The organism is Microbacterium sp. Beta (assembly GCF_005502545.1).
In the GTDB taxonomy this organism is placed as follows: Bacteria; Actinomycetota; Actinomycetes; order Actinomycetales; family Microbacteriaceae; genus Microbacterium; species Microbacterium oxydans.
On record NZ_SCOG01000001.1, the window covers coordinates 460,115 to 481,211 of the forward strand.

Genomic DNA, 21,097 nt, shown 5'->3' on the forward strand with positions numbered 1-21,097 from the left:
CCCGCATGTTTCCGGGATCAGGCCCTACCGTCCGCTGATCAGTCGAAGTGGGCGGCGACGGCGCGCGCGACGTACACCGCATCGTCGAGGTCCGCATCAGCGACGTTCACGTGACCGACCTTGCGGCCGGGCCTCGGAGCCTTCCCGTACGTGTGGATCTTCGCCTGCGGGTGCTCAGCCATCGCCGCACCGAACCGCTCCTCGATGGTGCCCTCAGCCGGTCCCCCGAGGATGTTCACCATGACGGACCAGGGCGCCCGCGGTGCAGTGCTGCCGAGCGGAAGGTCGGCGACTGCGCGCAGGTGCTGTTCGAACTGGCCGGTGACGGCACCGTCCTGGCTCCAGTGCCCGCTGTTGTGCGGACGCATCGCGAGCTCGTTCACGAGGATTCGCTCGTCGTCGGTCTCGAACAGTTCGACCGCGAGCATCCCGGTCACCCCCAGCCCCTCGGCGATGGCGCGGCCGATCCCCTCGGCGACCTCCGCGAGTCGTTCCGTCGCAGCGGGAGCGGGAGCGATGACCTCGGCGCACACGCCATCACGCTGCACCGTCTCGACCACCGGATACGCGACCATCTCGCCACCGGCGCGACGCGCGACCTGCTGCGCGAGCTCACGCACGAACGGGACGAGTTCCTCGACGAGGAGCGCGTCACCTTCGGCGAGCGCCACCAGCCAGTCCTGCGCCTCCGCGGCCGCACGCACGACGCGCACACCCTTGCCGTCGTACCCGCCGCGTGGCGTCTTCACCACACCGGCGCCTCCGTGCTCGTCCAGGAAGGCTTGGAGTTCGGGCTCCGTGCGCACCACAGCCCATTCGGGCTGAGGCACTCCGAGTTCCGCGAGGCGCCTGCGCATCACGATCTTGTCCTGGGCGTACTGCAGCGCGTCCGGTCCGGGGTGGACGACCACACCGCCGTCGACCAGCTGACGAAGGACATCCTGCGGAACGTGCTCGTGGTCGAAGGTGACGACGTCGACATCGGCCGCGAATGCGCGCACGGTCTCCAGATCGCGATAGTCGCCGACGGCCGTGGCCGCGAGCCCTGCGGACATCCCCTCATCCTCGGCGAGCACTCGCAGATCGAGTCCGAGCTCGACCGCCGGAGCGATCATCATCCGTGCCAGCTGTCCTCCGCCGATCACGCCCACACGCAGCGCCATGTGCCGCCTCCATTCGTCCTTCCCATTCTCGCTCACCGATCATGGCGCGCACGACAGGTTGCGGATATGGCGGCGCGATGGTGCAGCTCTACCGTGCACCCGCCGCCGTCGACGCGCGGTTCAGTCGCCGACGGCCTGTGCGTCGCGATGGGCGAGGATCTGCCCGACCTCGATCTGGTCTGCGAGCGTCTCGTGCACGAGGGTCACGTTGGGGACGTTGGGCAGTCGGAGGGGAGCATCGACACCGTTCGAGAGGATGATGGTTCCCGAGCCCCACAGGCGCTGCAGCGGACCGCGACGCACGGCGATGGTGTAGCCGCGCGCATGGGACATCTCATGACGACTCCGGGCTCCGAGCCCCTGACGAGCGATGACCCGTCTGGTGGTGACCGTGGTGGTCCGGGAGTACCAGATGATGAACGGCAGCACGACGGCGAAGAGCACCAACGCCCCGGCGGCGGCGAGGAGCATCCAGTCCTCGAACCCCTCCGGCAGGTTGCCGAAGAAGTAGCCGGTGGCCCCGAACGCCGCGATGAGCACGACGGCAGACCAGAACAGGCGCCGCGCGTGGCTCCGGAAGCGCGCGATCAGCAACTCCTCCGAAGGCGTTCCGGGCGGCGGCATCAGAGGCCGTCCACCGAGCGTCACAGGCTGGGTCACCCCACCATTGTGCCTGTGATCTGCGACAAAGCCGTCTGTGCGACGGCGTGTCAGCTTCCGGCAGGCCGCACGTGCACGACGTCACCGGCCGAGACAGCATGTTCCCGGCCGTCCGACACGACGAGAAGACGGCCTTCCGCGTCGATCGACGAGGCCGCGCCCTCCAGTACCGCTCCGGCAGGCATCGACACCCGCACCGCCTGTCCGATGGTCGCGCACAGCGCCGAGACGACACCGTGCAGACCGCTCGCGACCGCGTCCTCCGAAGCGGTGAGCGCGGCCAGATGGCGGTCGAGCGTCTCCAGGTACACCGACAGCAGTAGGTCCTCGTCCACGGCAGCGCCCAGCGCGGCGAACGACGTCGCGGTGGGCAGAGGAAGCTGCTCGCGTGTCATCTCCGTGTTGACCCCGGCACCCACCACCACCGCGTCCGCGGTCGCCTCCGCGAGGATGCCGCAGATCTTGTGCGCGTCGACGAGCACATCGTTCGGCCACTTCATGGAGACGTCGTGACCGGGAAGCTGCGCGCCGATCGCCTTCACCATCGCGGCGCCGGCGGCGAGTGGAATCCACCCGCGCGCCGTGGGCTCCGCCGGCAGTGTCCGCAACAGCACCGAGACGGCGAGCGCCGAGCCGGCTGGAGCGACCCAGGTGCGGTCGAGACGGCCACGTCCGGCACGCTGATCGCGGGTCACCAGAGTCGCCAGGTGCGGCCACCCCTCGACCTCAGCAACGTGCGCCCGCAGGTCGGCGTTGGTGGAACCGGTGTGATCCACCTGCACGAAGCGGGGCACGATCGCGCTCGACAGCGGGAACCGCATGCTCAGGCGTCCTCGTCTTCGGCTTCTTCGTCGTCATCGTCCTCGTCGTCACGGACGCTCCCGACCTCGCGGGAATGCCAGTGCTCCCACTCCTGCATCAGACGTTCGACAGCGGCATGGAACTTCGCCGTCGCCACCCCCTGCGTGGTGTCGCCGAAGTAGTGCTGCACCCACATCCGGAGTCGGGCGATCGCCGCCTCGTCGGCCCGGACCCTCTCGACCTCCGCCACGATATCGTCGGCACCCTCGACGGTGAGCCACTCGCAGTCCGACAGGTAGCCCTGCGTGTCGATCGACGCCTGCTCGTCGGCCGGCCGGGTGATCATGAGGGGCTTCCCCGCCGCGAGCCTGTCGTAGACCATGGCGGAGATGTCGACGATCGCGACATCGGCGGCCGTGAGCTGCCAGCCGAGTTCGGGGGCGGCGTCATAGACGTGATGAGCGGTAGCGTCGGCGGCGTTCGCAGCCTCGATGGCCGCCACGATGCGCCGATGCGCCGCACCGTACTCCTCGTCGACCACCCCGCTGCGCGGGTGGGGACGGTAGATCACGCGGTGCGCGCCGGTCGCCAGCAGTCGGTTCACGAGGCTCTCGCCGTGCGAGGCGATGGAGCCGTAGTGGGCACTGGGACGATCGCCCTCCCACGTGGGGGCATACAGCACGACGGTGCGCTCGTCCGGCGTGTAGGGAAGGGTCCCGGAGTAGTGATCCGCCTGCGGACGGCCGATCTCGATCGTGCGGCGGTCGACGTCGTAATCCCAGAGCGTTCGTGAGAGCCGGTCCCGCGCGGCCTGCCCGGCGACGAAGGCGTAGTCGTACGCCTTGTACTGGTTCGTCGTCATGTACATCTTGTCGGACTCGCCGTGATTGATGAAGACGTGCCAGCGCCGTCCGTAGCGGAACATCTGGAAGTTGCGGGTGTTCTGGTTCACGTAGAGCACGACACGGATGTCCTGCGTCGCGATGAAGCGCTCCAGATCACGCACCGTCGGCACGAACGCCACCGGTGGCGAGTCCTCCTCGAGCAGCTTCTCGGCCCCGGTCGCCTGCCGGGAGAGCACCACGACGGGCCAGCGCTTCGAGAGCTCGATGAGCGGGCGGTACCACTGGCGCATCTGGTACATGTTCACGGCGCCGTCGGCGAAGTAGACAGCGACCTTGAAGTGACCGGCGGGAAGCGGTTGCTGCTCCGCGAGGTGCCGCCGCACGCGCTGCACCGCCGAGCGTGACGCGAGCGCCCGCTTCAGCAGACGGTATGCCTTCTTCGCGTCAGACAGTGCACCCATCCCTCCAGGATAGTTCGTCCTGATCGTGCCCACCGGCGTAGGTCGCCGCGTCCAGCTGACCGAGAAGCGCCGTTCCCGCGCCCCTCAGGGAACGTCCGTCGGCGCCGTGCCATGATCGTCATGTGTCCGCATCCGAATTCCCCGCTCCCCCTTCCGGGGTGTCGTTCGTGATGCCGGTGCTCAACGAGCGCGCCTACCTCGAGCATGCGATCGCCTCGGTGCTCGCGCAGGACGTCGATGCGCCGACGGAGCTGGTGCTCGCGCTGGGACCGTCGACGGACGGCACCACAGAGCTCGCACGCCGACTCGCCGAAGCAGATGACCGGATCCGGTTGGTCGAAAACCCCGCCGCGCACATCCCGGTGGGCCTGAACGCCGCCATCCGCGCGAGTCGCTATGACACGATCGTGCGCGTCGACGCACACTCCGAGCTCTCCCCCGGCTACGCCGCCCGCGCGATGGAGACCCTGGAGCGGACCGGGTCGGCGAATGTCGGCGGGGTGATGCACGCCGAAGGGCGCACCCCGTTCCAGAAGGCGGTCGCGCGGCTCTACAACTCCCCGGTCGGACTCGGCGGCGGCGCCTACCACGGGAGCGCGCACGAAGGTGAGGCGCAGTCGGCCTACCTCGGTGTGATGCGACGCGAGGTGCTCGACGAGGTCGGCCTGTTCGACGAGTCGATCCGACGAGGCGAGGACTGGGAACTCAACCTGAGGATCCGTCAGGCCGGACACCGCGTGTGGTTCGACCCCGCCCTCTCTGTGACCTACTGGCCGCGGGAGAGCTGGCTGCGCCTGGCTCGACAGTTCCGGGCGACAGGCGCCTGGAGGGGTGAGCTCGTACGCCGATTCGGCAGGAGCAACGGAATCCGCTACTTCGCTCCCCCGGCGCTGGTCGTGGTCATCGCTCTCGCGGTCGTCCTCGCTGTGCTGCAGGTGACGGGGGTGCTCGCCGGAGCAGCCTCCCTCGTCGCGTCGATCCTCGTCTACGGACCGCTCGCGCTGTACCTTCTTCTCGTCCTCGGGGTCGCTCTCGCACCAGGCGGCGGCGGCTTCCGTCAACGACTCTGGACGATCCTGGTGCTCCCGACCATGCACGTCTCGTGGGGACTGGGCTTCCTCGGCGGGGTCCTGCGCGGCGCCCGCGACACCGTGGATGCCTCGCGTCTCGGCACCCGCAACACGCCTCTTCCCTGAGCCGGCGGCAGACACCAGCCCACACCACCGGCGCTATCAGCGCGTGACGAACCCCAGATCGAGGATCCGGTCGACCACGCGCTCGGCGGCGTGACCGTCGTCGCGTGAGTTGAACTGCCTCCGCCAGGCGGCGTACCGCGCCGCGTAGACGGCCTCGTGCCCTGAATCGGCGAGAGCGGCGGTGAGCTCCTCCTGCGTGCGCACGAGCGGCCCTGGTGCCCTCTCCGCGAGATCGAAGTAGAAGCCCCGCAGCTGTCCGCGGTAGTGATCGATATCGGGAACCAGGAAGTACATGGGCTTGCCGGTCACGCTGAAGTCGAACATGACAGAGGAGTAGTCGGTGATCAGTGCGTCGGCGGCGAGGAGCAGCCGCGCGGTCTCCGGGTACCCGGTCACGTCGATGACACGCGCACCTGCGCGGTCCCGCCCCTGCTCCAGGGTGCGCGAGTGCCCGCGGACGAGGACAACGGCGTCGGCCTCGCGTGCCAGCAGCTCAGCGTCGATGAAGTCCACCATCTCCGCGCGGTCGTCCCGCCACGTCGGCGCGTAGAGGAGCACGCGCTCATCCGCCCCGATACCCAACGATGCGCGGACCGCGACGGGATCCCCCGTGGTGAGCGCGTCGTTCCGCGGGTAGCCCTCCACCCAGATCGGGCGTCCGAAGAAGGCGTAGGCCTTGCGGAGGATGCGTTCGGAATAGGTGTTCTGCGCCAGCAGGACGTCCCAACGCCGTGACTCCTTCACGACGGCGGCCATGCGCCGCGGGTCGAAGCCGGGGCGGTGCAGGGCCAGTCGCTTGAGCGGCGTGCCGTGCCATGTCTGGAGCACCTTCTGTCCCGGCTTGCGTGCGAAACGTCGGCGCAGCCAGTCGTTCACCACGAGCAGCCGGGCCGCCCCGCGAGCGTGCCACCACTGCGGACTGCCCTCGACGACGGCGATCGCTCCTTCCGGGACCTCGACGGAGAGGTCGACGACGCTCCAGTATCGCCGCACCTCGGGAGCACGCTCCGCGAGTTCGCGATCGATGGCCCGCGGGTTGCACCCCACGCTGCGGCCGTAGAAGCTCTCGAAGAACACCGCGTTCTCGGTGCCGCCCGCCTGGGCGACGTAGCGCTCCTCCAGGGTCGAGCGGCCTTCCGCGGTCTCGTAGACCGGGTCGATCGGAGCGGCGATGCGGACGGTGCCCGCGTTGACGGCGACGCGGACCCCCGTGAGCACCGTGGACGGCAGCTGCAGCTCATCCAGATCGACGCCGGGGATGCGCAGCTCGTATGCTCCGGTCGGCAGCGGGAGGGAAGGGCCACCCCACCGCGACGCCTGCAGAGGGAAGGTCGCCTTCCAGGTCCTCCCTCCGCCGGTGAGGCGGGCATCGACCTGCGCTCGCGGACCCACGAGCTCTGCCGCTTCCGGTCGCTGACCGGTCCCTTCGATGATCAGGGCCTCCGCCGCGTCATCGATGCGGGCCGTTGTCATACTGCTCCCTTCGGCGCGGGTATCCCCCGCGCGCGGATGACCTGGTACACACGCTCGGTGTTCCGTCCGTCCCGATATGCATGCATCTCCGCGCTGAGCGTAGCGGAACGCTCGGACGCCGCGTCACGCACGGCATCATCGCCGAGGAGCGCGTCGAGCTGCATCAGCAACTGCGTCCAGTCGGAGGCCGCATCGGGCCCCGCGACGTCCTCGAACCGGCCGTAGAACCCGCGGGTGCGGCCGTACTCCTCCGCATCAGGAGCCAGGAAGAGCACGGGCATCCGCAGCAGACCGACGTCGTACGCGAGCGAGGAGTAGTCGGTGATGAGCACGTCGACCGCGGGAAGCACGGGGGTCACGTCCGCCAGCAGAGAGGAGCCGAACGCGCGCACCCGCCTGCTCGGAAACGGCGGCGCATACCCGCCCTCGCCCAGCGGATGGGAGCGCACGAACAACACGGCGTCGTGTTGTTCGAGAACCCGCAGGATGCGGATCCACTCGTCGCCGGTGGGGACCGCGGGGTCGGCGGCACCGTCGCGCCAGGTCGGCGCGTACAGGATGATGCGCGAGGTCTCGGGGATATCACCCGCGACTCGACGGATCAGGGCGGACGCGTGCGACCGCACCTCATCGGCCGGTCCGGAAGAGAGCACGTCGACGCGAGGCTCCCCCGTGACGACGACGCGCTCGTCGCCGAGGCCGAACGCCGACTCCAGGCGCCCTCTCGCGCGATGCGAGGCCGCAGGGAGCACACGGATGCGCTGGGCGGCCGCACGGTACAGGACACCGACCGCGCGACTCAGCAGCGCCGCTCCGGGGACGGCGGGAACCTCCGTCGTCGCCCGGGAGTCCAGCCCGATCCGCTTCAACGGGATCCCGTGCCAGAGCTGGACGACGAACCCGCCCCCGTTCGCGTAGCGGTTCACGTCGCCCAGTCCGTGGGTCACGACGAGCACGCCCGCCCGCGCTGTCGCCCACCAGCCTCGCAACCCGCTCTTGCGGACGAAGCGGATGCCGAGTGCGGCAGCGTCGTGGTCCTCGCGCTCCGACGACGTGAGCCATACCGTGTCGTGGCCGAGCCGCGCTGCGTGGCGCTGCAGCGCGAGAGCGCCGTCACCGACCCCGGCTCCACAGCCGAAGACCCAGCGCCGTCCACGCGGCAGCACGAGCGTGCCGATGCGTCCGACGGCATACAGCGGGATCCGGAGCAGCTTGGCCGCATTGCCGGTGCCGAAAGAGAAGGACGCCACTCCGCGAGCCTATCGCGGGGTGGCGTCCTTCTCTGTGTGTGAGGCGTACTCAGCCGGCGAGTTCGCCGAGCGTCACGTCGACGTCGTAGTCCTTGCCTCCGCGCACGTACGTGACCTTGGCATCGCTGCCGGCCGCAGCCGCACGGACCTGGGCGGTGAGATCGCTCGCACTGGTGATGGGGACACCGTTGAACTCGGTGACCACGTCACCCTCCTTGATGCCCGCGGCCGCCGCTGCGCCGCCCTCGTTCGCCTTGGCGATGTAGGCCCCGGAGACGGTCGCTCCCTGCACGCTCGAGGCGTCCTGCACAGAGGCGCCCAGCAGACCGTGCGTCGCGACCCCGTCGGCGATGATCTCGTCCGAGACGCGCTTGGCGATGTTCGACGGGATGGCGAATCCGATGCCGATCGAACCCGACTCCTCGGAGCTTCCCGAACTCGCGATCGCCACGTTGATGCCGATCAGCTCGCCCTTGCTGTTCACCAGAGCACCACCGGAGTTGCCGTGGTTGATCGCCGCGTCCGTCTGGATCACCGCGATCGAGATGGAGTCGGAGGTCTGCGGCGTGCCGCTGCCCGGGATGTCGAACTGGAACGGTCCCTGTCCCTGCCCCTGATCGGGCGTCTGCTGCTGATCCGGCGCATCCTGCGACGAGGAGTCGGGCAGCGCGGAGGAGGCGATCTGGATGCTCCGGTTCAGGGCGCTCACGATGCCGGTCGTGACGGAGTTCGCCAGTCCCAGCGGTGCGCCCAGCGCGACGGCCGTGTCTCCGACGTTGAGCTTCGAGGAGTCGGCGAACTCCATCGGGGTGAGCCCCTTGGCATCCTTCAGCTTGATCACGGCAAGGTCGTAGATCGGGTCGGTCCCGACCACGGTCGCCTCGAAGATGCGCCCGTCCGACGTCGTCACGCGGATCGTTGGATCGGCGACCGCGCCGCCCAGCGTCACGACGTGCGTGTTGGTGAGCACGTATCCGTCGTCGCTGATGATGACGCCGGACCCGCTGCCCGCCTGGTCGGAGCCGGCGACCTCGATGGTCACGACGGAGGGAAGGGCTGCCGTGGCGACGGCGGTCGTCTCGTTGACGGATCCGGGGTTGTTCACCGTCACGGTCTGCGGCCCTGTGGCCGTGCCCGACGACGGGCGGTCCTGGATGCCGTTGAGCAGCGCCCCTCCGCCGAATCCGGCGACTCCGCCGACCAGGGCTGCGGCCACGATGAAGGCGGCGAACTTCGCGCCGCCACGAGGCTTCTGCTCCTTGGTCTTCGTCCCGTCGCCGTGGGCGCCGTACGGAGCGCCGTCGCCGAGAGGCTGGGTGGGCTGCGTGTGCGCGGTCGCGGTGGGGATGCCGAACGCGGCTCCCTGCGCAGTGGCCGTTCCCGGTGCGCCGGCGGCCGGTGCCGCGTGGCCGTGCGGAACCGGGGCGATCACGGGCGCGGCCGGGGCCTGCGAAGTGAAGGACGACGGCATCTCGTGGCCCTGTGTCGGCGCGGCAGCGGCCGGAGCGACAGGCGCCGACGGCACGGATGGCGTCGCGACGGAGGGCGCGGTCGAGTCAGCGGCGGCGTTCGTCGCCGGCTGTGCGGCGACCTCTGCGGCCTCGGTGGACGGCACGGCGTCGTTCGACGCGGGTACCGACTGGTCCTGGGGGTTGTCTTCGTTCATGGTGTGTGCTCCTTCGACGACCATTTCAGAATGACGCCTGTATCTGTGCGTTCCTTATGTCGAGGATGAGTTTCAGCTATGGCCTTAGCCTGTTCTTCATGAGTGTCATTCCCGGCGCATGGCGGCGCACGGCAGCGGGTGCAGGTCTGCTCGCTGCGGACGGAACCGTCGCGCCCACCATCTTCGCAGAGATGTCGGCGGCAGCGGCCAGAACCGGTGCCATCAATCTCGGGCAGGGCTTCCCCGACGAGGACGGTCCCGCCGAGGTTCTGGAGGCCGCACGAGCGGCCATCGCGAGCGGAGCGAATCAGTATCCGCCCGGTCGCGGCATCCCTGATCTCCTCGAAGCCATCAGCGCGCATCAGCAGCGCTTCTACGGGCTCTCGGTCGATCCGGCCACCGAGGTGATCGTGACCGCAGGGGCGACCGAGGCTCTCACCGCGACCCTCCTGGCGCTCATCGACGGCCCCGAGGACGAGGTGGTCGTGTTCGAGCCCTACTACGACTCGTACGCGGCCGCCGTGGCCCTCGCAGGGGCAGCCCTTCGCACGGTGCCGTTGCGGGCTCCGGACTTCCAGCCCGACCTCGAGCGCCTCGCCGCGACCGTGAACGACCGCACCAGGATCATCCTCGTCAACGACCCGCACAACCCGACGGGCGCGGTCTTCGGGCGCGATGTGCTCGAGGAGGTGGTGCGCCTCGCTGAGAAGCACGATGCGATCATCGTCACAGACGAGGTGTACGAGCATCTGGCGTTTCATGCCCCGCACACGCCGATCGCCACCCTTCCCGGAGCCGCCGACCGCACGCTCACGATCTCGTCCGCCGGGAAGACCTTCTCCGCGACGGGATGGAAGATCGGGTGGGTGCACGGGCCTTCCGCCCTGATCACCGCAGTACTGACCGTGAAGCAGTATCTGACGTATGTGAACGGCTCGCCCTTCCAGCCCGCCGTCGCGGTGGGGTTGCGGATGGACGACGCGTACTTCGCCGACTCCGCAGCGTTGCTTGCACGCAAACACGGGATCCTCGGCGATGGTCTGCGCGCGGCGGGCTTCACCGTGCACGCCCCGCAGGGCGGCTACTTCACCGTCGCCGACGCGACTGGCCTGGGCGGAGGAGACGCCGCTGCATTCTGCCGGGCCCTGCCGGAGCGCGCCGGTGTCGTGGCGATCCCGCTCACGGCGTTCGTCTCCGCTGCACACAGGAGCGAGTGCTCGGGTCTGGTGCGATTCGCCGCCTGCAAGCGCGTCGAGGTGCTCGAGGAGGCGGCGACCCGCCTCGCCGGTCTGTCCGGCCGCTAGGCCCGCACGGGCTCGACGACATACCGTCGTGCCCGCAGCGAGGGGTTGGTCACGCGGACGCGCTCGATCATGTCCCGCTCCACGGCGGCGACCGCGATCCCCGGGCCGGTGCCCACTCCGGCGAGCACGACGCCCTGGGGGTCGACGATCTGCGAGTGCCCGACACCGATCGGCGTCGGATGGTCGGCCGCGAGCACGTACACGGTGTTCTCGATCGCGCGCGCGGCGAGCAGTGTCGTCCAGTGGTGCTCCTTGAGCGGACCTCTCACCCACTCCGCCGGCACGACCAGGACGTCGGCCTCCGCATCGACGAGAGAGCGGGCGACCTCCGGGAATCGGAGGTCGTAGCAGGTCATGAGCCCGAACCGCAGACCGCCCAGGTCGAAGGTGGCCGCGACTCCCACCTCGCCGGGCTCGACCCAATCGGACTCCGTCTGCCCGAACGCGTCGTAGAGGTGCTGCTTGCGGTACACCGCGAGCACGCCGTCGCCTCGCACCGCCACGACCGTGTTCCGGACCCGCCGCTCGTCGGATGCCCGTTCGGCGAGGCCGGCGACGATCGCGACCGCGTACTCCCCCGCCAGCGCCGTCAGCGTCGAGACGAACTCCCCGTCGAGTTCTTCCGCGTTCGCCACCAGGCTCTCGTCCATCGGGTCCACGAAGTAGCTGGAGTACTCCGGGAACACGATCAGCTTCGCGCCGCGCGCAGCCGCAGCTGATGTCAGCTCGGCTATCCGTTCACGATTGTCGGCTCGGGATGCGGTCGGCGCGAACTGGCACACGGCGACGGGGACGGCTGCGGTCTCGGACATGTCTCCATCCTCGCGCATCGACACGCCCGGGACCCCGTCCGGAGGGCCCCTCGATTAGACCGACCCCGGAATCCGTGATAAGTTTCTTCTTGTGCCGCGGGGTGGAGCAGTTCGGTAGCTCGCCGGGCTCATAACCCGGAGGTCGCAGGTTCAAATCCTGTCCCCGCAACAAATGAAAGGCCCTCTGACTTGGAGAAATCCAGGTCAGAGGGCCTTTCGCTTTCTCTGTTCATCCTGAACCGCATCAGCCGCAGCGGGTCAGAGGAGTTCCGCCCCCAGACGCTCGGTCGGCGTGCGGATGTCGTCGTGGATCGGACGGACCACCTCGAGACACGAATGGGCGCCCCGAGGGACGCCCATTCGAATCGTTGCCGCAGGTCAGTTGCCCGCGGAGTCCAGCTCGATCAGCTTCTGGACCGCGGCAGTGAGGCGCTCGTCGGCCTCGGCGAACTTCGCGAGGTCACCCGCTTTGAGCGCGGTCTCGCGGTCGACCAGGGCCGCCTGAGCGGCCGCCAGTGCGTCCGCCTGGGCGTCCGTGGGCTGCGAGGGCTCCGTGGGGACCTCTCCGGTGTCCGGGACCTCGGCGTTCGGATCCGGCTCCACCGTGTCATCACCGCCGGTCGCACCGGAATCACCGCCGAACAGCGTGTCGAGCGCTTCCGTGAGCGTGTTCTCGAACGCGACGCGATCACCGAACGCCACGAGCACCTTCTGCAGTCGCGGCAGCTGGGTTCCCTCGGACGACTGTACATAGACGGGCTGCACGTAGAGCAGACCGCCACCGACGGGCAGCGTCAACAGGTTTCCGTAGATGACCTCCGACTCCCCCTGCTGGAGCAGGTTGAGCTGGGGAACCACCGACGTGTCGGAGTTGTACGTGTTCTGCACCTGGCCGGGACCGGGGACTGTGGTGTCGGTGTCGATCTCGAGCATGCGCAGCTGGCCGTAGCCGTCCGCTTTCACGCCCTTCTCCGACCCCGCATCGGAATCCACCGCGAGGTAGCCCATGAGCACGTCACGGCTTCCTCCCGCGCCCTGCGAGTTCGGGATGAACGTGGAGAACATCGAGAATCTCGGGGCGTCCTGACCCGGCATCTGCATGGTCAGGTAGTACGGCGGCTGCAACATCGACTCGCTGCGCGGATCGTTCGGCGTCTGCCAGCGGTTGTCCTGCTGAGCGAACGATCCGGCCTTGTCGACGTGGTAGACGCCGAGGATGTCGCGCTGCACCTTGAACAGGTCTGTCGGGTAGCGCACGTGACTCATGAGCTCACCGGACATCTCGCTGATCGGCTTCAGCGTCGACGGGTAGACCTTCTGCCAGGTCTTCAGCACCGGGTCCTCGTCGTCCCACGCGTACAGCGTCACCGAACCGTCATACGCATCCACGGTCGCCTTGACCGAGTTGCGGATGTAGTTGATGTCGTCGATGGCGAGCGTCGGCGACGGGATGTTGGAGTCGGCGATCGCGTCCGACAGGCTCACGCTCGTCGAGTACGGGTAGGTCTGGCTGGTCGTGTAGCCGTCGACGATCCAGACGATGCGACCGTCCACCACGCTCGGGTACGGGTCGCTGTCGAGCTCGAGGTACGGCGCGACCTTCTGGACGCGCGTCTTGGGGTCGCGGTCGTAGAGGATCTGCGAGTCCTCGTTGACGAGGTTCGAGAACAGGATCTGCTCGGACTGGAACTTCAGCGCGTAGAGCAGCTTCGTGAAGGTGTCGCCGATCTTCGGACCGCCGTCGCCCTCGAACGTGGTCTTCGTCTCGCTCGAGCCGTCCTTGCCGCGCGGGTAGTCGATCTCCGCGGGCTCGGAGCCCTTGGGAGCGCCGACGATCGAGTACTCGGGCGAGTTCTCGCCGAAGTACACACGCGGTTCGAAGTTCTCGCGGTCGGACAGGAAGCCCGAGGTCGGGATGCCGCGCTCGAGGAACACGGGCTCGCCGTCGGTGGTGCGCTGGTTGCCCGCGGCGGCCACGAGACCGTAGCCGTGCGTGTACACCGCGACACGGTTGTTCCAGTTGTCGCCGTCGCCGAGGCCCGACATGTCGAGGTCGCGCACGGACACCACGGTGTCCTGCATCTTGCCGTCGATCTCGTAGCGGTCCACGTCCATCGTGGTCTGGAACTGGTAATAGCCGCGGTACTGCTCGAGCTGACGCACCGTCGGCGGGATCACCTTCGGGTCCATGATGCGCGTCGAAGCGGTGGTCTCGGCGTCTGCGCGCAGCTGGCCGGCCTCGGCGTCCGTCTTGGCGGCGAACGGCGTGGTCTCGAGGTCTGCGACCCCGTACGCCTCCTTGGTGCCGTCGATGTTCCGCTGGTAGTACTCGGCCTGGTAGGCGTTCTGGTTCGGCTTCACCTGGAACGTGGTGACGACCCAGGGGTAACCGATGCCCACGACGAGCGATGCCACGATCAGCAGGGCGGTCGCCGCCAGCGGGAAGCGCCAGCGCCCGATGACGGCGGTGACGAAGAAGAGGATCGCCACGACGGCGGCGATGATGGCGAGGATCGCGAGACCGGGGATCGTCGCGTTGACGCCCGTGTAGGCCGCACCGGTGATGCGGTCATCGGGCTCGACGAGGGTCTTGTACTGGTCGAGCCAGAGGCTGGCAGCCTGCACGAGCAGGTAGAGGCCGGCGATCACCGCGAGCTGGATGCGGGCGGGCTTCGAGATGCGCAGCTCGCCCTGGCCGATGCGCACAGAGCCGTACAGGTACGACACCAGCGCGGTCACCAGCAGCGAGAGCAGGAGCACCGCGGAGACGAACGCGAGCAGGATCGAGTAGAACGGCATCGCGAACATGTAGAAGCCGGTGTCGATGCCGAACTGGGGGTCGACGTCGGACGTCGCCACACCGTTGGCCCAGAGCCAGACCGTCTTCCACTGCCCGGCGGCAGCGAAACCGGCGAAGAGACCGAAGAAGATCGGCATGCCCCACATCGCCAGGCGACGGAGCGGTTCGATGACCTCCTGGTAGCGGTCCAGCTGCGAACTGAGCCGGACGTACACGGGACGGAGCCGGTAGGCGAGCTGGATGACGACGAACAGCGGCACGGCCATCCCGAGGAAGCCGACCACGAACATCACCGCCGTGGCGATCCACTGCGTCGTGAGGACGCCGGTGAAGCCCACCTGGTCGAACCAGAGGAATTCCGTGTAGAGGGAGGCGAACACGAAGAAGACCGCGATCAGTGCGGCGATGATCACTAGGGAGATGCCGAGGATACGTCGGGACGTTCGAGGCGTGGCCGGATTCGGAGCTGAGGGCGAGGAGGTCACCCCTCCATCCTAGGCATCGCTCACTGTGCGCAGGCTGTCATCCCGGTCACGGGGCGGTCACGGCGTGGTCGCAGCAGCTTCCGCGCTCACCGGTCGGCGACGTCGCACGTCGGGAGCGCAGCGACGTCTCCGTCGTCGGCGATCACCTGCAGGGCGGCCAGCGACTCGTCGAGGGTCGCCGTGCGGATCACCTGAAGCCCGTCGGGCACATGACCCACGACCTCGTCGCAGTTGTCGGCCGGCGCGAGGAAGTACTCCGCTCCGGCATCTCTGGCGCCGTAGAGCTTCTGCCGGATGCCGCCGATCGGGCCGACGGTGCCGGCCGCGTCGATCGTCCCGGTACCGGCGATGTCCTTGCCGCCGTTGAGCTCGCCCTCGGTGAGCGTGTCGATGATGCCGAGTGCGAACATCATCCCTGCGCTCGGCCCGCCGACGTTGTCGAGCTGGATCGTCACGTCGATCTCGAAGTCGTAGTCGGTGCGGAGGGTGATGCCGATGAGCCAGGCGGTCTTGTCCCCCTCGGTGTGCTCCTCCGGGGTGACCTCGACGGTCTGCTCGGCGCCGTCGCGCACCACGGTGAGCTGCACCGGGGCTCCTCCCGCCGCCTGGATCGCCTCTCTCAGCTGGGTGGCCGAGGTGAGGGCCGTGCCGTCGATCGCGGTGATCACGTCGTCGGCTTCCAGGACGCCGTCGGCCGGCGAGTCCGCGACGGCATCGACCACCACGACCTGCGCGCCGGTGTCATAGCCGAGCTCGTTCAGCGCTGCCGCCGTCGCCTCGTGCTGGGAGTCGACCATCAGCGTGGCGTTGCGCTCATCGCGCTGTTCGGTGGTCACGCCCTGGGGGAACACGGAATCGAGCGGGACGACCGCCTTCGACGAGTCCATCCAGGCCAGAGCGAGCTCGAACCAGCTCGGAGTCCGCTCACGGTTGCCGACGACCTGCACCGTGGTCAGATCGAGGGTGCCGGCGGTCTCGAACGTCTCCGCGCCTTCGACGCTGATGAGCGGCACCTGCTCGCCGTCCGCGCCCTTCGCGGTGCCGAGCGTGTCGTACACCGGCCCCGGCCGCTGGATCACATAGGGCGACGGAAGGAAGGTGAGCAGGACCAGCGCGAGGAGCGCGACGATCAGCGCCCAGACTCCGAGTCCGAGCTTCCCAGACCGCGTTCGATCCACTGCATTCCTCCGTCGTTCGCGAGCGGCGTACACCGATCTGCCCGCATCGGGTTCGCGCGCAGAAACCTGTGACTAGCGTAGATGCCACGGCAACAGAACTGCTGAGAGGGCGAGTGACATGGCAGACAACGACCCGACACCCGAGGACTTCCAGGAGTTCCTGCGGAAGATGCTCTCGAACCAGGGCGGCGGGGACATCGACCCCGAAGCGCTTCGAGGCGCGTTCGAGGGGATGGACGGATTCACCCTCGACCCGGCGATGATGCAGACCATCATGTCGCAGCTCCAGGGCGCCTTCGGCGGTGATCCGTGGGAGAACGCCCTGCGCCAGGCCCTGTTCATCGCCAACCGCGACGGGCAGGGAGTGACCGACGGTTCCCGCACCTCGCTCGCCGATTCCTTCGCGCTCGCGAACCTGTGGCTCGGCGAGGCGACGACGATCTCGGAGCTCTCCGAGGCTCCGACGGCGATGACCAGGGGTGAGTGGGTCGAGAAGACGCTCCCGGTGTGGAAGGAGATCGCCGACCCGGTGTCGACGAGCATCGCCGACGCCCTGACCTCGGCGTTGGACACGCAGGTGCCCGAGGACATGCGCGGCGTCGTGCAGGGAGCGGGGAAGCTCATGCGGGGCCTGGGCGGCTCGGTGTTCGCCGCGCAGTTCGGGCAGGTTCTGGGAAACCTCTCGCTCGAGGTCGTCTCCGGTGGCGACGTGGGAATCCCCGTGCTCCCTGCGGGGACCGCGGCCATCATCCCGCAGAACCTCACGGCGTTCGGGGAGGGGCTCGAGATCCCGGAAGACCAGATCGCGCTGTACCTCGCCACCCGCGAACTCGCCTACGCGCGGCTCTACCGGCACGCGAAGTGGCTGCACCTGCACGTGATGGCGCAGATCACCGACTTCGCACGGGGAGTCACCGTGGACGTCGACGCTCTGGAAGACGTGGCCAGTCGCCTCGACCCCTCCGATCCCGAAGAGCTTCGCGCGGCCATCGAGGGCGGCGCGCTCCTCCCCGTGCAGAGCGAGGCGCAGCGCGAAGCCCTGACCCGTCTCGAGAACCTCATCGCGACGATCGACGGCTGGGTGGACGTGGTGACCGCCGAGGCGACCTCCCGTCTGCCGGACGGCGCCCGTATCGCGGAGGCCGCTCGACGCCGTCGTGCCGTGGGCGGACCGGCCGAGGACGCGCTCGGCGCGCTGGTCGGGCTCAAGCTCCGCCCCCGTCGGATGCGCGAGGCATCCGCGATGTGGCAGGCGGTGACGGATGCTGTCGGCATCAGCGGCCGCGACTCGCTGTGGGACTACCCGGACCTCATGCCGACCGCCGAGGACATCGACGACCCGAGCGGGCTCGTGGCTCGCCTCCAGGCCGCAGAGCGCGGCGAGCAGCCCGTCGCCGACGAGTTCGATGAAGCACTGGCCCGCCTGCTCGACGGCGACGACTTCTCGCAGGACAGGCCCGCGGACCAGAACTCCGCGGATTCGGACGGAGACGACGACGCAGCGCCGGAGGGCGACCGACCGGTCTGAGCACGACGGGTGTGGCCGAGGGAGCTCCCTCGACCGCACCCGCCCTCCCCGTCTGGCGGATACGGAGGAGTTCTCCACCGATGCCCGCAGACGGCCCCGCACCGCCCGGTTCCTCTCCACAATCGGAGAGATGCCGCTGACTCCTCCACTCCTCACCCGCCTGGACCCGGGCTCTCCGCTGCTCTGGCGAGACGAGCGCACGCTCCAGCTCGGCGACGATGACGGTCCCCGCTTCGACGCCGCGGAGCCCTGGGTGGAGCGGTTGCTCAGCCGGCTGCGCTCCGGGTTCCGCCGCGGCTCCTTCGACGTGATCGCCCATGCGGCCGGCGCACCGCGGGAGGCGGCACGGATGCTCCTCGCTCGACTCGACGCGCTCCTGGTCGACGACCCCGCGCCCGCCCGATCGGCCTGGGTGGAGAGCATCGGTCTCTCGGACGGCCGCGGCGAGTATCGCATGCGGGAAGCGCTGACGGACGAAGGAATCACCCTGGTCGAGATCGGTCGGCGACCCGGTGTCGGTGTCGTGCTCGTGAACGGAGCGACCGCCGCGCTGCAGTTCGCCCGCTTTCTGCGCGAGGACACCGCGCACCTGCCCGTGTCGTTCGAGCCGGGCAGGGTCACCGTCGGGCCGCTCGTGGTTCCCGGCGCATCGGCGTGCCTCGCATGTCGCGACGCCCATGCCCGAGACCTCGAGCCGGCCTGGCCGCTGCTGCACGCACAGATGATCGGCCGAGACTCCGGTCCGATCAGGGCTGCGCAGGTCGCCGAGGCCGGGCGACTCGCGGCTGTGCTTCTCGCCGACGACGCCACGGCCATCGGACGCACGGTGCGGGTCAGCGCTGACGGCTCGCTCGCGTGGCGTTCGGTGACGTTTCACGAAGAATGCCGGTGCCGCGGCCCGTGGTTCCCATCTCGGCGAGGAACCGAGACGGTGCGCGCTCTCCCCGACCCGCCGATCTCGACCATGACAGCGCCAGCGTCCGCGCGGCGCGCGTGACACCGACGTACGCCAGGCGGCGCTCCTCGTCGACGGCCTCGAACGTCGTCGCGTAGGAGATGGGCAGCGACCCCTCCGCCCACCCGGCCAGGTAGACGTGCGGCCACTCCAGACCCTTGGCCGCGTGCAGAGTCGACAGGGTGACCGTGCGCATCGTCGGCTCGTGCTGATCCTTCGCCCGCGCCATCAGGGCGTCGCTGAAACTGCGCAGGTCCGAGTCGGGACCGGCTTCTTCCGCGAGCCGCAGAATCGCTCGCCGGGCCTCCCACCCGTCCCGTTGCGCTCCTCCGGCAGCGGGCGGCTGTTCCGTGAGTCCGAGCTCGCGGAGCACGCGCTCCACTCCGGCGAGGAAACCCTGCTCCGTCGGGGCGACGGCCGCAGCGCGAAGGGCGAGGATCGCCTGGCGGACCTCCGGCATCGAGAAGAACCTCGTCCCCCCGAGGACCGTGGTCGCGATGCCCTCGGCGGCGAGCGCCTGCTGCAGCACGGCGGACTGGGCATGAGCGCGATAGAGCACTGCGATCTCGTCGGGAGAGGTGCCGGCTTCGATACGGGCGGAGATGCCGGCGGCGATCCCCGCAGCCTCCTCGCCCTCGGTGTCGTACGCGGTGATCGTGGGCGCGTCCGCAGTGAACTGCTCGCGCGCCGGTACGAGTTCGAGCGCGCCGGGACGACCCCGCATCAGCGCATTCGCCGCGGTGAGGATCGGCGGCTGCGAGCGGTAGTTGGTCTCCAGTCGCACCACCGTGGCGTCGGGGTGGCGGCGCTCGAACTCGAGGAGGAACCGCTGCTCGGCCCCGGCGAACGAGTAGATCGTCTGGCTGGCGTCACCCACGACGCAGATGTCGTGCCGGTCCCCGAGCCACAGCTCGAGCAGACGGTTCTGCAACGGAGACACGTCCTGGAACTCGTCGACCGTGAAGTGACGGTACTGCTCATGGACGGACGAGGCCACGCGCGGCTCGGCCTCGAGCATGCCGGCACACGCCAGGAGCACGTCTTCGAAGTCGAGCTGACGGCGGTCGTCCTTGAGCGCCTCGTACCCGCGCATCAGCTCGACCAGCTGCGTCGCGTCGACCCCGGAGACCGGCCGACCCAGCGCGGCGTACTGGTCGATCGAGAGCATCGAGACCTTGCGCCACTCGATCTCCGAGGCGATGTCCCGCAGCGTCGCGGTGCTGGGCCGGAGGCGGATCGCATCGGCAGCCTGCCCGAGCATCCGCACCTTGTTGTCGATGATCGACGGTGCGGGCGAGCCGGCCAGAGTGGGCCAGAAGAAGTTCAGCTGCGCGAGTGCCGTCGCGTGGAAGGTGCGAGCGGCGACGCCCTCGACGCCGAGCGCGCGCAGCCGTCCGCGGAGCTCCCCCGCAGCCTTCGCCGTGAAGGTCACGGCCATCACACGCGACGGCGAGTAAGCCCCGGTGTCGACACCGTGGGCGATGCGGTGGGTGATCACCCTGGTCTTGCCTGTTCCGGCTCCCGCGAGCACGACGACGGGACCACGCAGCACGGATGCCGCCGCCCGCTGCCGCTCATCGAGGGCATCGAGTGCGCTCACGCCCTGTCCTCGTACCAGTCGACGATCAGCGCCCGAGCGATCGATGCAGGTCCTGGAAGCCCGACCGGTCCGTCTCCGGCGAGCGCGGATCCGATCTCGGCACGTGTGAACCAGCGGACCTCGATGATCTCCTCGCCGTCGGCGCGCGCGGTCGTCTCGTCGTCGACGACGGCGCGGAAGCCGACCATGAGCGACCGCGGGAACGGCCAGGGCTGCGAGGAGACGTATCGGAGGGCGGACAGACGCACACCCGACTCCTCCTCGATCTCACGGTAGGCGGTGGATTCGAGGGACTCCCCCGCTTCCGTGAACCCCGCGAAGCAGGAGAACATCCGCCCGCCCCAGTTCGCGTTGGCGCCCAGCAGCAGGCGCTGGCCATCCCTGCTCTCGACGGCGACGATCACGGCGGGGTCGGTGCGGGGGAAGTGCTGCCGTCCGCAGACGAGACAGCGCCGGGACCAGCCCGCCTGTCGGAGCTCGGTCTCCCCTCCGCACGTGGGGCAGAACGCCGCGTCCTGAAGCCAGCCGGCAAGCGCGATCGCGCTGATGAGCAGCTCGGATTCCCGGCCGTCGATGCGACCACCCAGATCGCGCAGTCCCAGCCAGATCTCGTCCGGCGCCGTGTCGAGAGCATCGTTCTCCGGCGGGGCGGCCGCGAGGAGCAGCAGGGTGCCGTCGAGATCGCGCCCCAGAAGCGCCCAGCTCGCCTCCACGACGGCATCGGGTGCGACGCGCACGAGTGCGGAGTCGACGACTCTGACACGACCTTCACGGACCACGATGACGCGCGTCGCCGGGTCGTCGCGGAGACGGGCGAGCACATCCGGTTCTTCGCGGAGTTCGGCCGCTCGGTCGAGGGACGGGCGCTGAATGGTCATCGACTCCCTCTTTCACGGGCGTGGCGGAGGCGGGACCGCCCC

At 69.1% G+C, this 21,097-nt stretch carries 15 protein-coding genes and 1 tRNA gene; 4 read left to right on the forward strand and 12 right to left on the reverse strand.

The genetic code is table 11. From position 1 onward, the window contains the following. Window positions 1-38 precede the first annotated feature (38 nt). From FFS56_RS02215 to FFS56_RS02230, 4 genes are all read right to left on the reverse strand, one after another. Window positions 39-1,163: a 5-(carboxyamino)imidazole ribonucleotide synthase gene (locus FFS56_RS02215; protein WP_046749534.1), complete on the reverse strand. Its 1,125-nt coding sequence runs from the start codon at window positions 1,161-1,163 to the stop codon at window positions 39-41. A 120-nt stretch (window positions 1,164-1,283) separates the two neighbouring features. Next, entirely contained in the window at window positions 1,284-1,787 is a 504-nt protein-coding gene (locus tag FFS56_RS02220; RefSeq protein WP_046749535.1) for a PH domain-containing protein, read from the reverse strand. Between the two features lie 86 nt (window positions 1,788-1,873). Continuing rightward, window positions 1,874-2,644, reverse strand: a complete 771-nt coding sequence (locus FFS56_RS02225; RefSeq protein WP_127012371.1) for a biotin--[acetyl-CoA-carboxylase] ligase — start codon at window positions 2,642-2,644, stop codon at window positions 1,874-1,876. A 2-nt stretch (window positions 2,645-2,646) separates the two neighbouring features. Beyond that, window positions 2,647-3,930, reverse strand: a complete 1,284-nt coding sequence (locus FFS56_RS02230) for a CDP-glycerol glycerophosphotransferase family protein (protein WP_127012372.1) — start codon at window positions 3,928-3,930, stop codon at window positions 2,647-2,649. Between the two features lie 122 nt (window positions 3,931-4,052). Here FFS56_RS02230 and FFS56_RS02235 point away from each other — a divergent pair, with 122 nt between their 5' ends. Next, entirely contained in the window at window positions 4,053-5,126 is a 1,074-nt protein-coding gene (locus FFS56_RS02235) for a glycosyltransferase family 2 protein (RefSeq protein ID WP_267901489.1), read from the forward strand. A 36-nt stretch (window positions 5,127-5,162) separates the two neighbouring features. Here the strand turns inward: FFS56_RS02235 and FFS56_RS02240 are convergent, their stop codons facing one another. From FFS56_RS02240 to FFS56_RS02250, 3 genes are read right to left on the reverse strand one after another with little or no spacing between them, the layout of a single operon-like run. Next, a complete protein-coding gene (locus FFS56_RS02240) occupies window positions 5,163-6,599 on the reverse strand; it encodes a CDP-glycerol glycerophosphotransferase family protein (protein ID WP_127012373.1) in 1,437 nt (478 codons plus the stop codon). Next, the gene (locus FFS56_RS02245) at window positions 6,596-7,849 is read right to left on the reverse strand and encodes a CDP-glycerol glycerophosphotransferase family protein (protein WP_127012374.1); all 1,254 of its coding nucleotides are present in this window, start codon (window positions 7,847-7,849) and stop codon (window positions 6,596-6,598) included. Before FFS56_RS02245 ends, FFS56_RS02240 begins: the two co-directional genes overlap by 4 nt. A gap of 49 nt (window positions 7,850-7,898) precedes the next feature. Next, on the reverse strand, window positions 7,899-9,515 hold the full coding sequence (locus FFS56_RS02250; protein WP_233437302.1) for a trypsin-like peptidase domain-containing protein: 1,617 nt from the start codon (window positions 9,513-9,515) through the stop codon (window positions 7,899-7,901). Window positions 9,516-9,613: 98 nt separating this feature from the next. Here FFS56_RS02250 and FFS56_RS02255 point away from each other — a divergent pair, with 98 nt between their 5' ends. Continuing rightward, window positions 9,614-10,819, forward strand: a complete 1,206-nt coding sequence (locus FFS56_RS02255; protein ID WP_127012376.1) for an aminotransferase class I/II-fold pyridoxal phosphate-dependent enzyme — start codon at window positions 9,614-9,616, stop codon at window positions 10,817-10,819. Here FFS56_RS02255 and FFS56_RS02260 read toward each other — a convergent pair. Next, window positions 10,816-11,631 carry a carbon-nitrogen hydrolase family protein gene (locus FFS56_RS02260; protein ID WP_127012377.1) on the reverse strand — a complete coding sequence of 272 codons (816 nt, stop codon included), beginning with the start codon at window positions 11,629-11,631 and terminating at the stop codon, window positions 10,816-10,818. The two genes, FFS56_RS02255 and FFS56_RS02260, sit on opposite strands and share 4 nt — an antisense overlap. A 95-nt stretch (window positions 11,632-11,726) precedes the next feature. Here FFS56_RS02260 and FFS56_RS02265 point away from each other — a divergent pair. Then, window positions 11,727-11,800, forward strand: a tRNA-Met gene (locus tag FFS56_RS02265). A 209-nt stretch (window positions 11,801-12,009) separates the two neighbouring features. On the opposite strand, the gene FFS56_RS02270 is transcribed toward FFS56_RS02265, so the two are convergent. Together FFS56_RS02270 and FFS56_RS02275 are read right to left on the reverse strand one after the other, a co-directional pair. Further along, complete coding sequence (locus tag FFS56_RS02270) at window positions 12,010-14,916, reverse strand: UPF0182 family protein (RefSeq protein ID WP_046749543.1); 2,907 nt, start codon at window positions 14,914-14,916, stop codon at window positions 12,010-12,012. Between the two features lie 86 nt (window positions 14,917-15,002). Beyond that, window positions 15,003-16,094, reverse strand: coding sequence for a PDZ domain-containing protein (locus FFS56_RS02275; RefSeq protein ID WP_082108744.1), 1,092 nt, complete (start codon window positions 16,092-16,094; stop codon window positions 15,003-15,005). A 118-nt stretch (window positions 16,095-16,212) separates the two neighbouring features. On the opposite strand from FFS56_RS02275, the gene FFS56_RS02280 reads away from it, so the two are divergent. Further along, on the forward strand, window positions 16,213-17,622 hold the full coding sequence (locus tag FFS56_RS02280) for a zinc-dependent metalloprotease (protein WP_046749545.1): 1,410 nt from the start codon (window positions 16,213-16,215) through the stop codon (window positions 17,620-17,622). An 833-nt stretch (window positions 17,623-18,455) separates the two neighbouring features. Here FFS56_RS02280 and FFS56_RS02285 read toward each other — a convergent pair. Beyond that, on the reverse strand, window positions 18,456-20,177 hold the full coding sequence (locus tag FFS56_RS02285; RefSeq protein WP_127012378.1) for an ATP-dependent helicase: 1,722 nt from the start codon (window positions 20,175-20,177) through the stop codon (window positions 18,456-18,458). Continuing rightward, window positions 20,174-21,055, reverse strand: a complete 882-nt coding sequence (gene nudC, locus FFS56_RS02290) for an NAD(+) diphosphatase (protein ID WP_127012379.1) — start codon at window positions 21,053-21,055, stop codon at window positions 20,174-20,176. The genes FFS56_RS02285 and nudC overlap by 4 nt, the downstream gene beginning before the upstream one ends. Window positions 21,056-21,097: the final 42 nt, after the last annotated feature.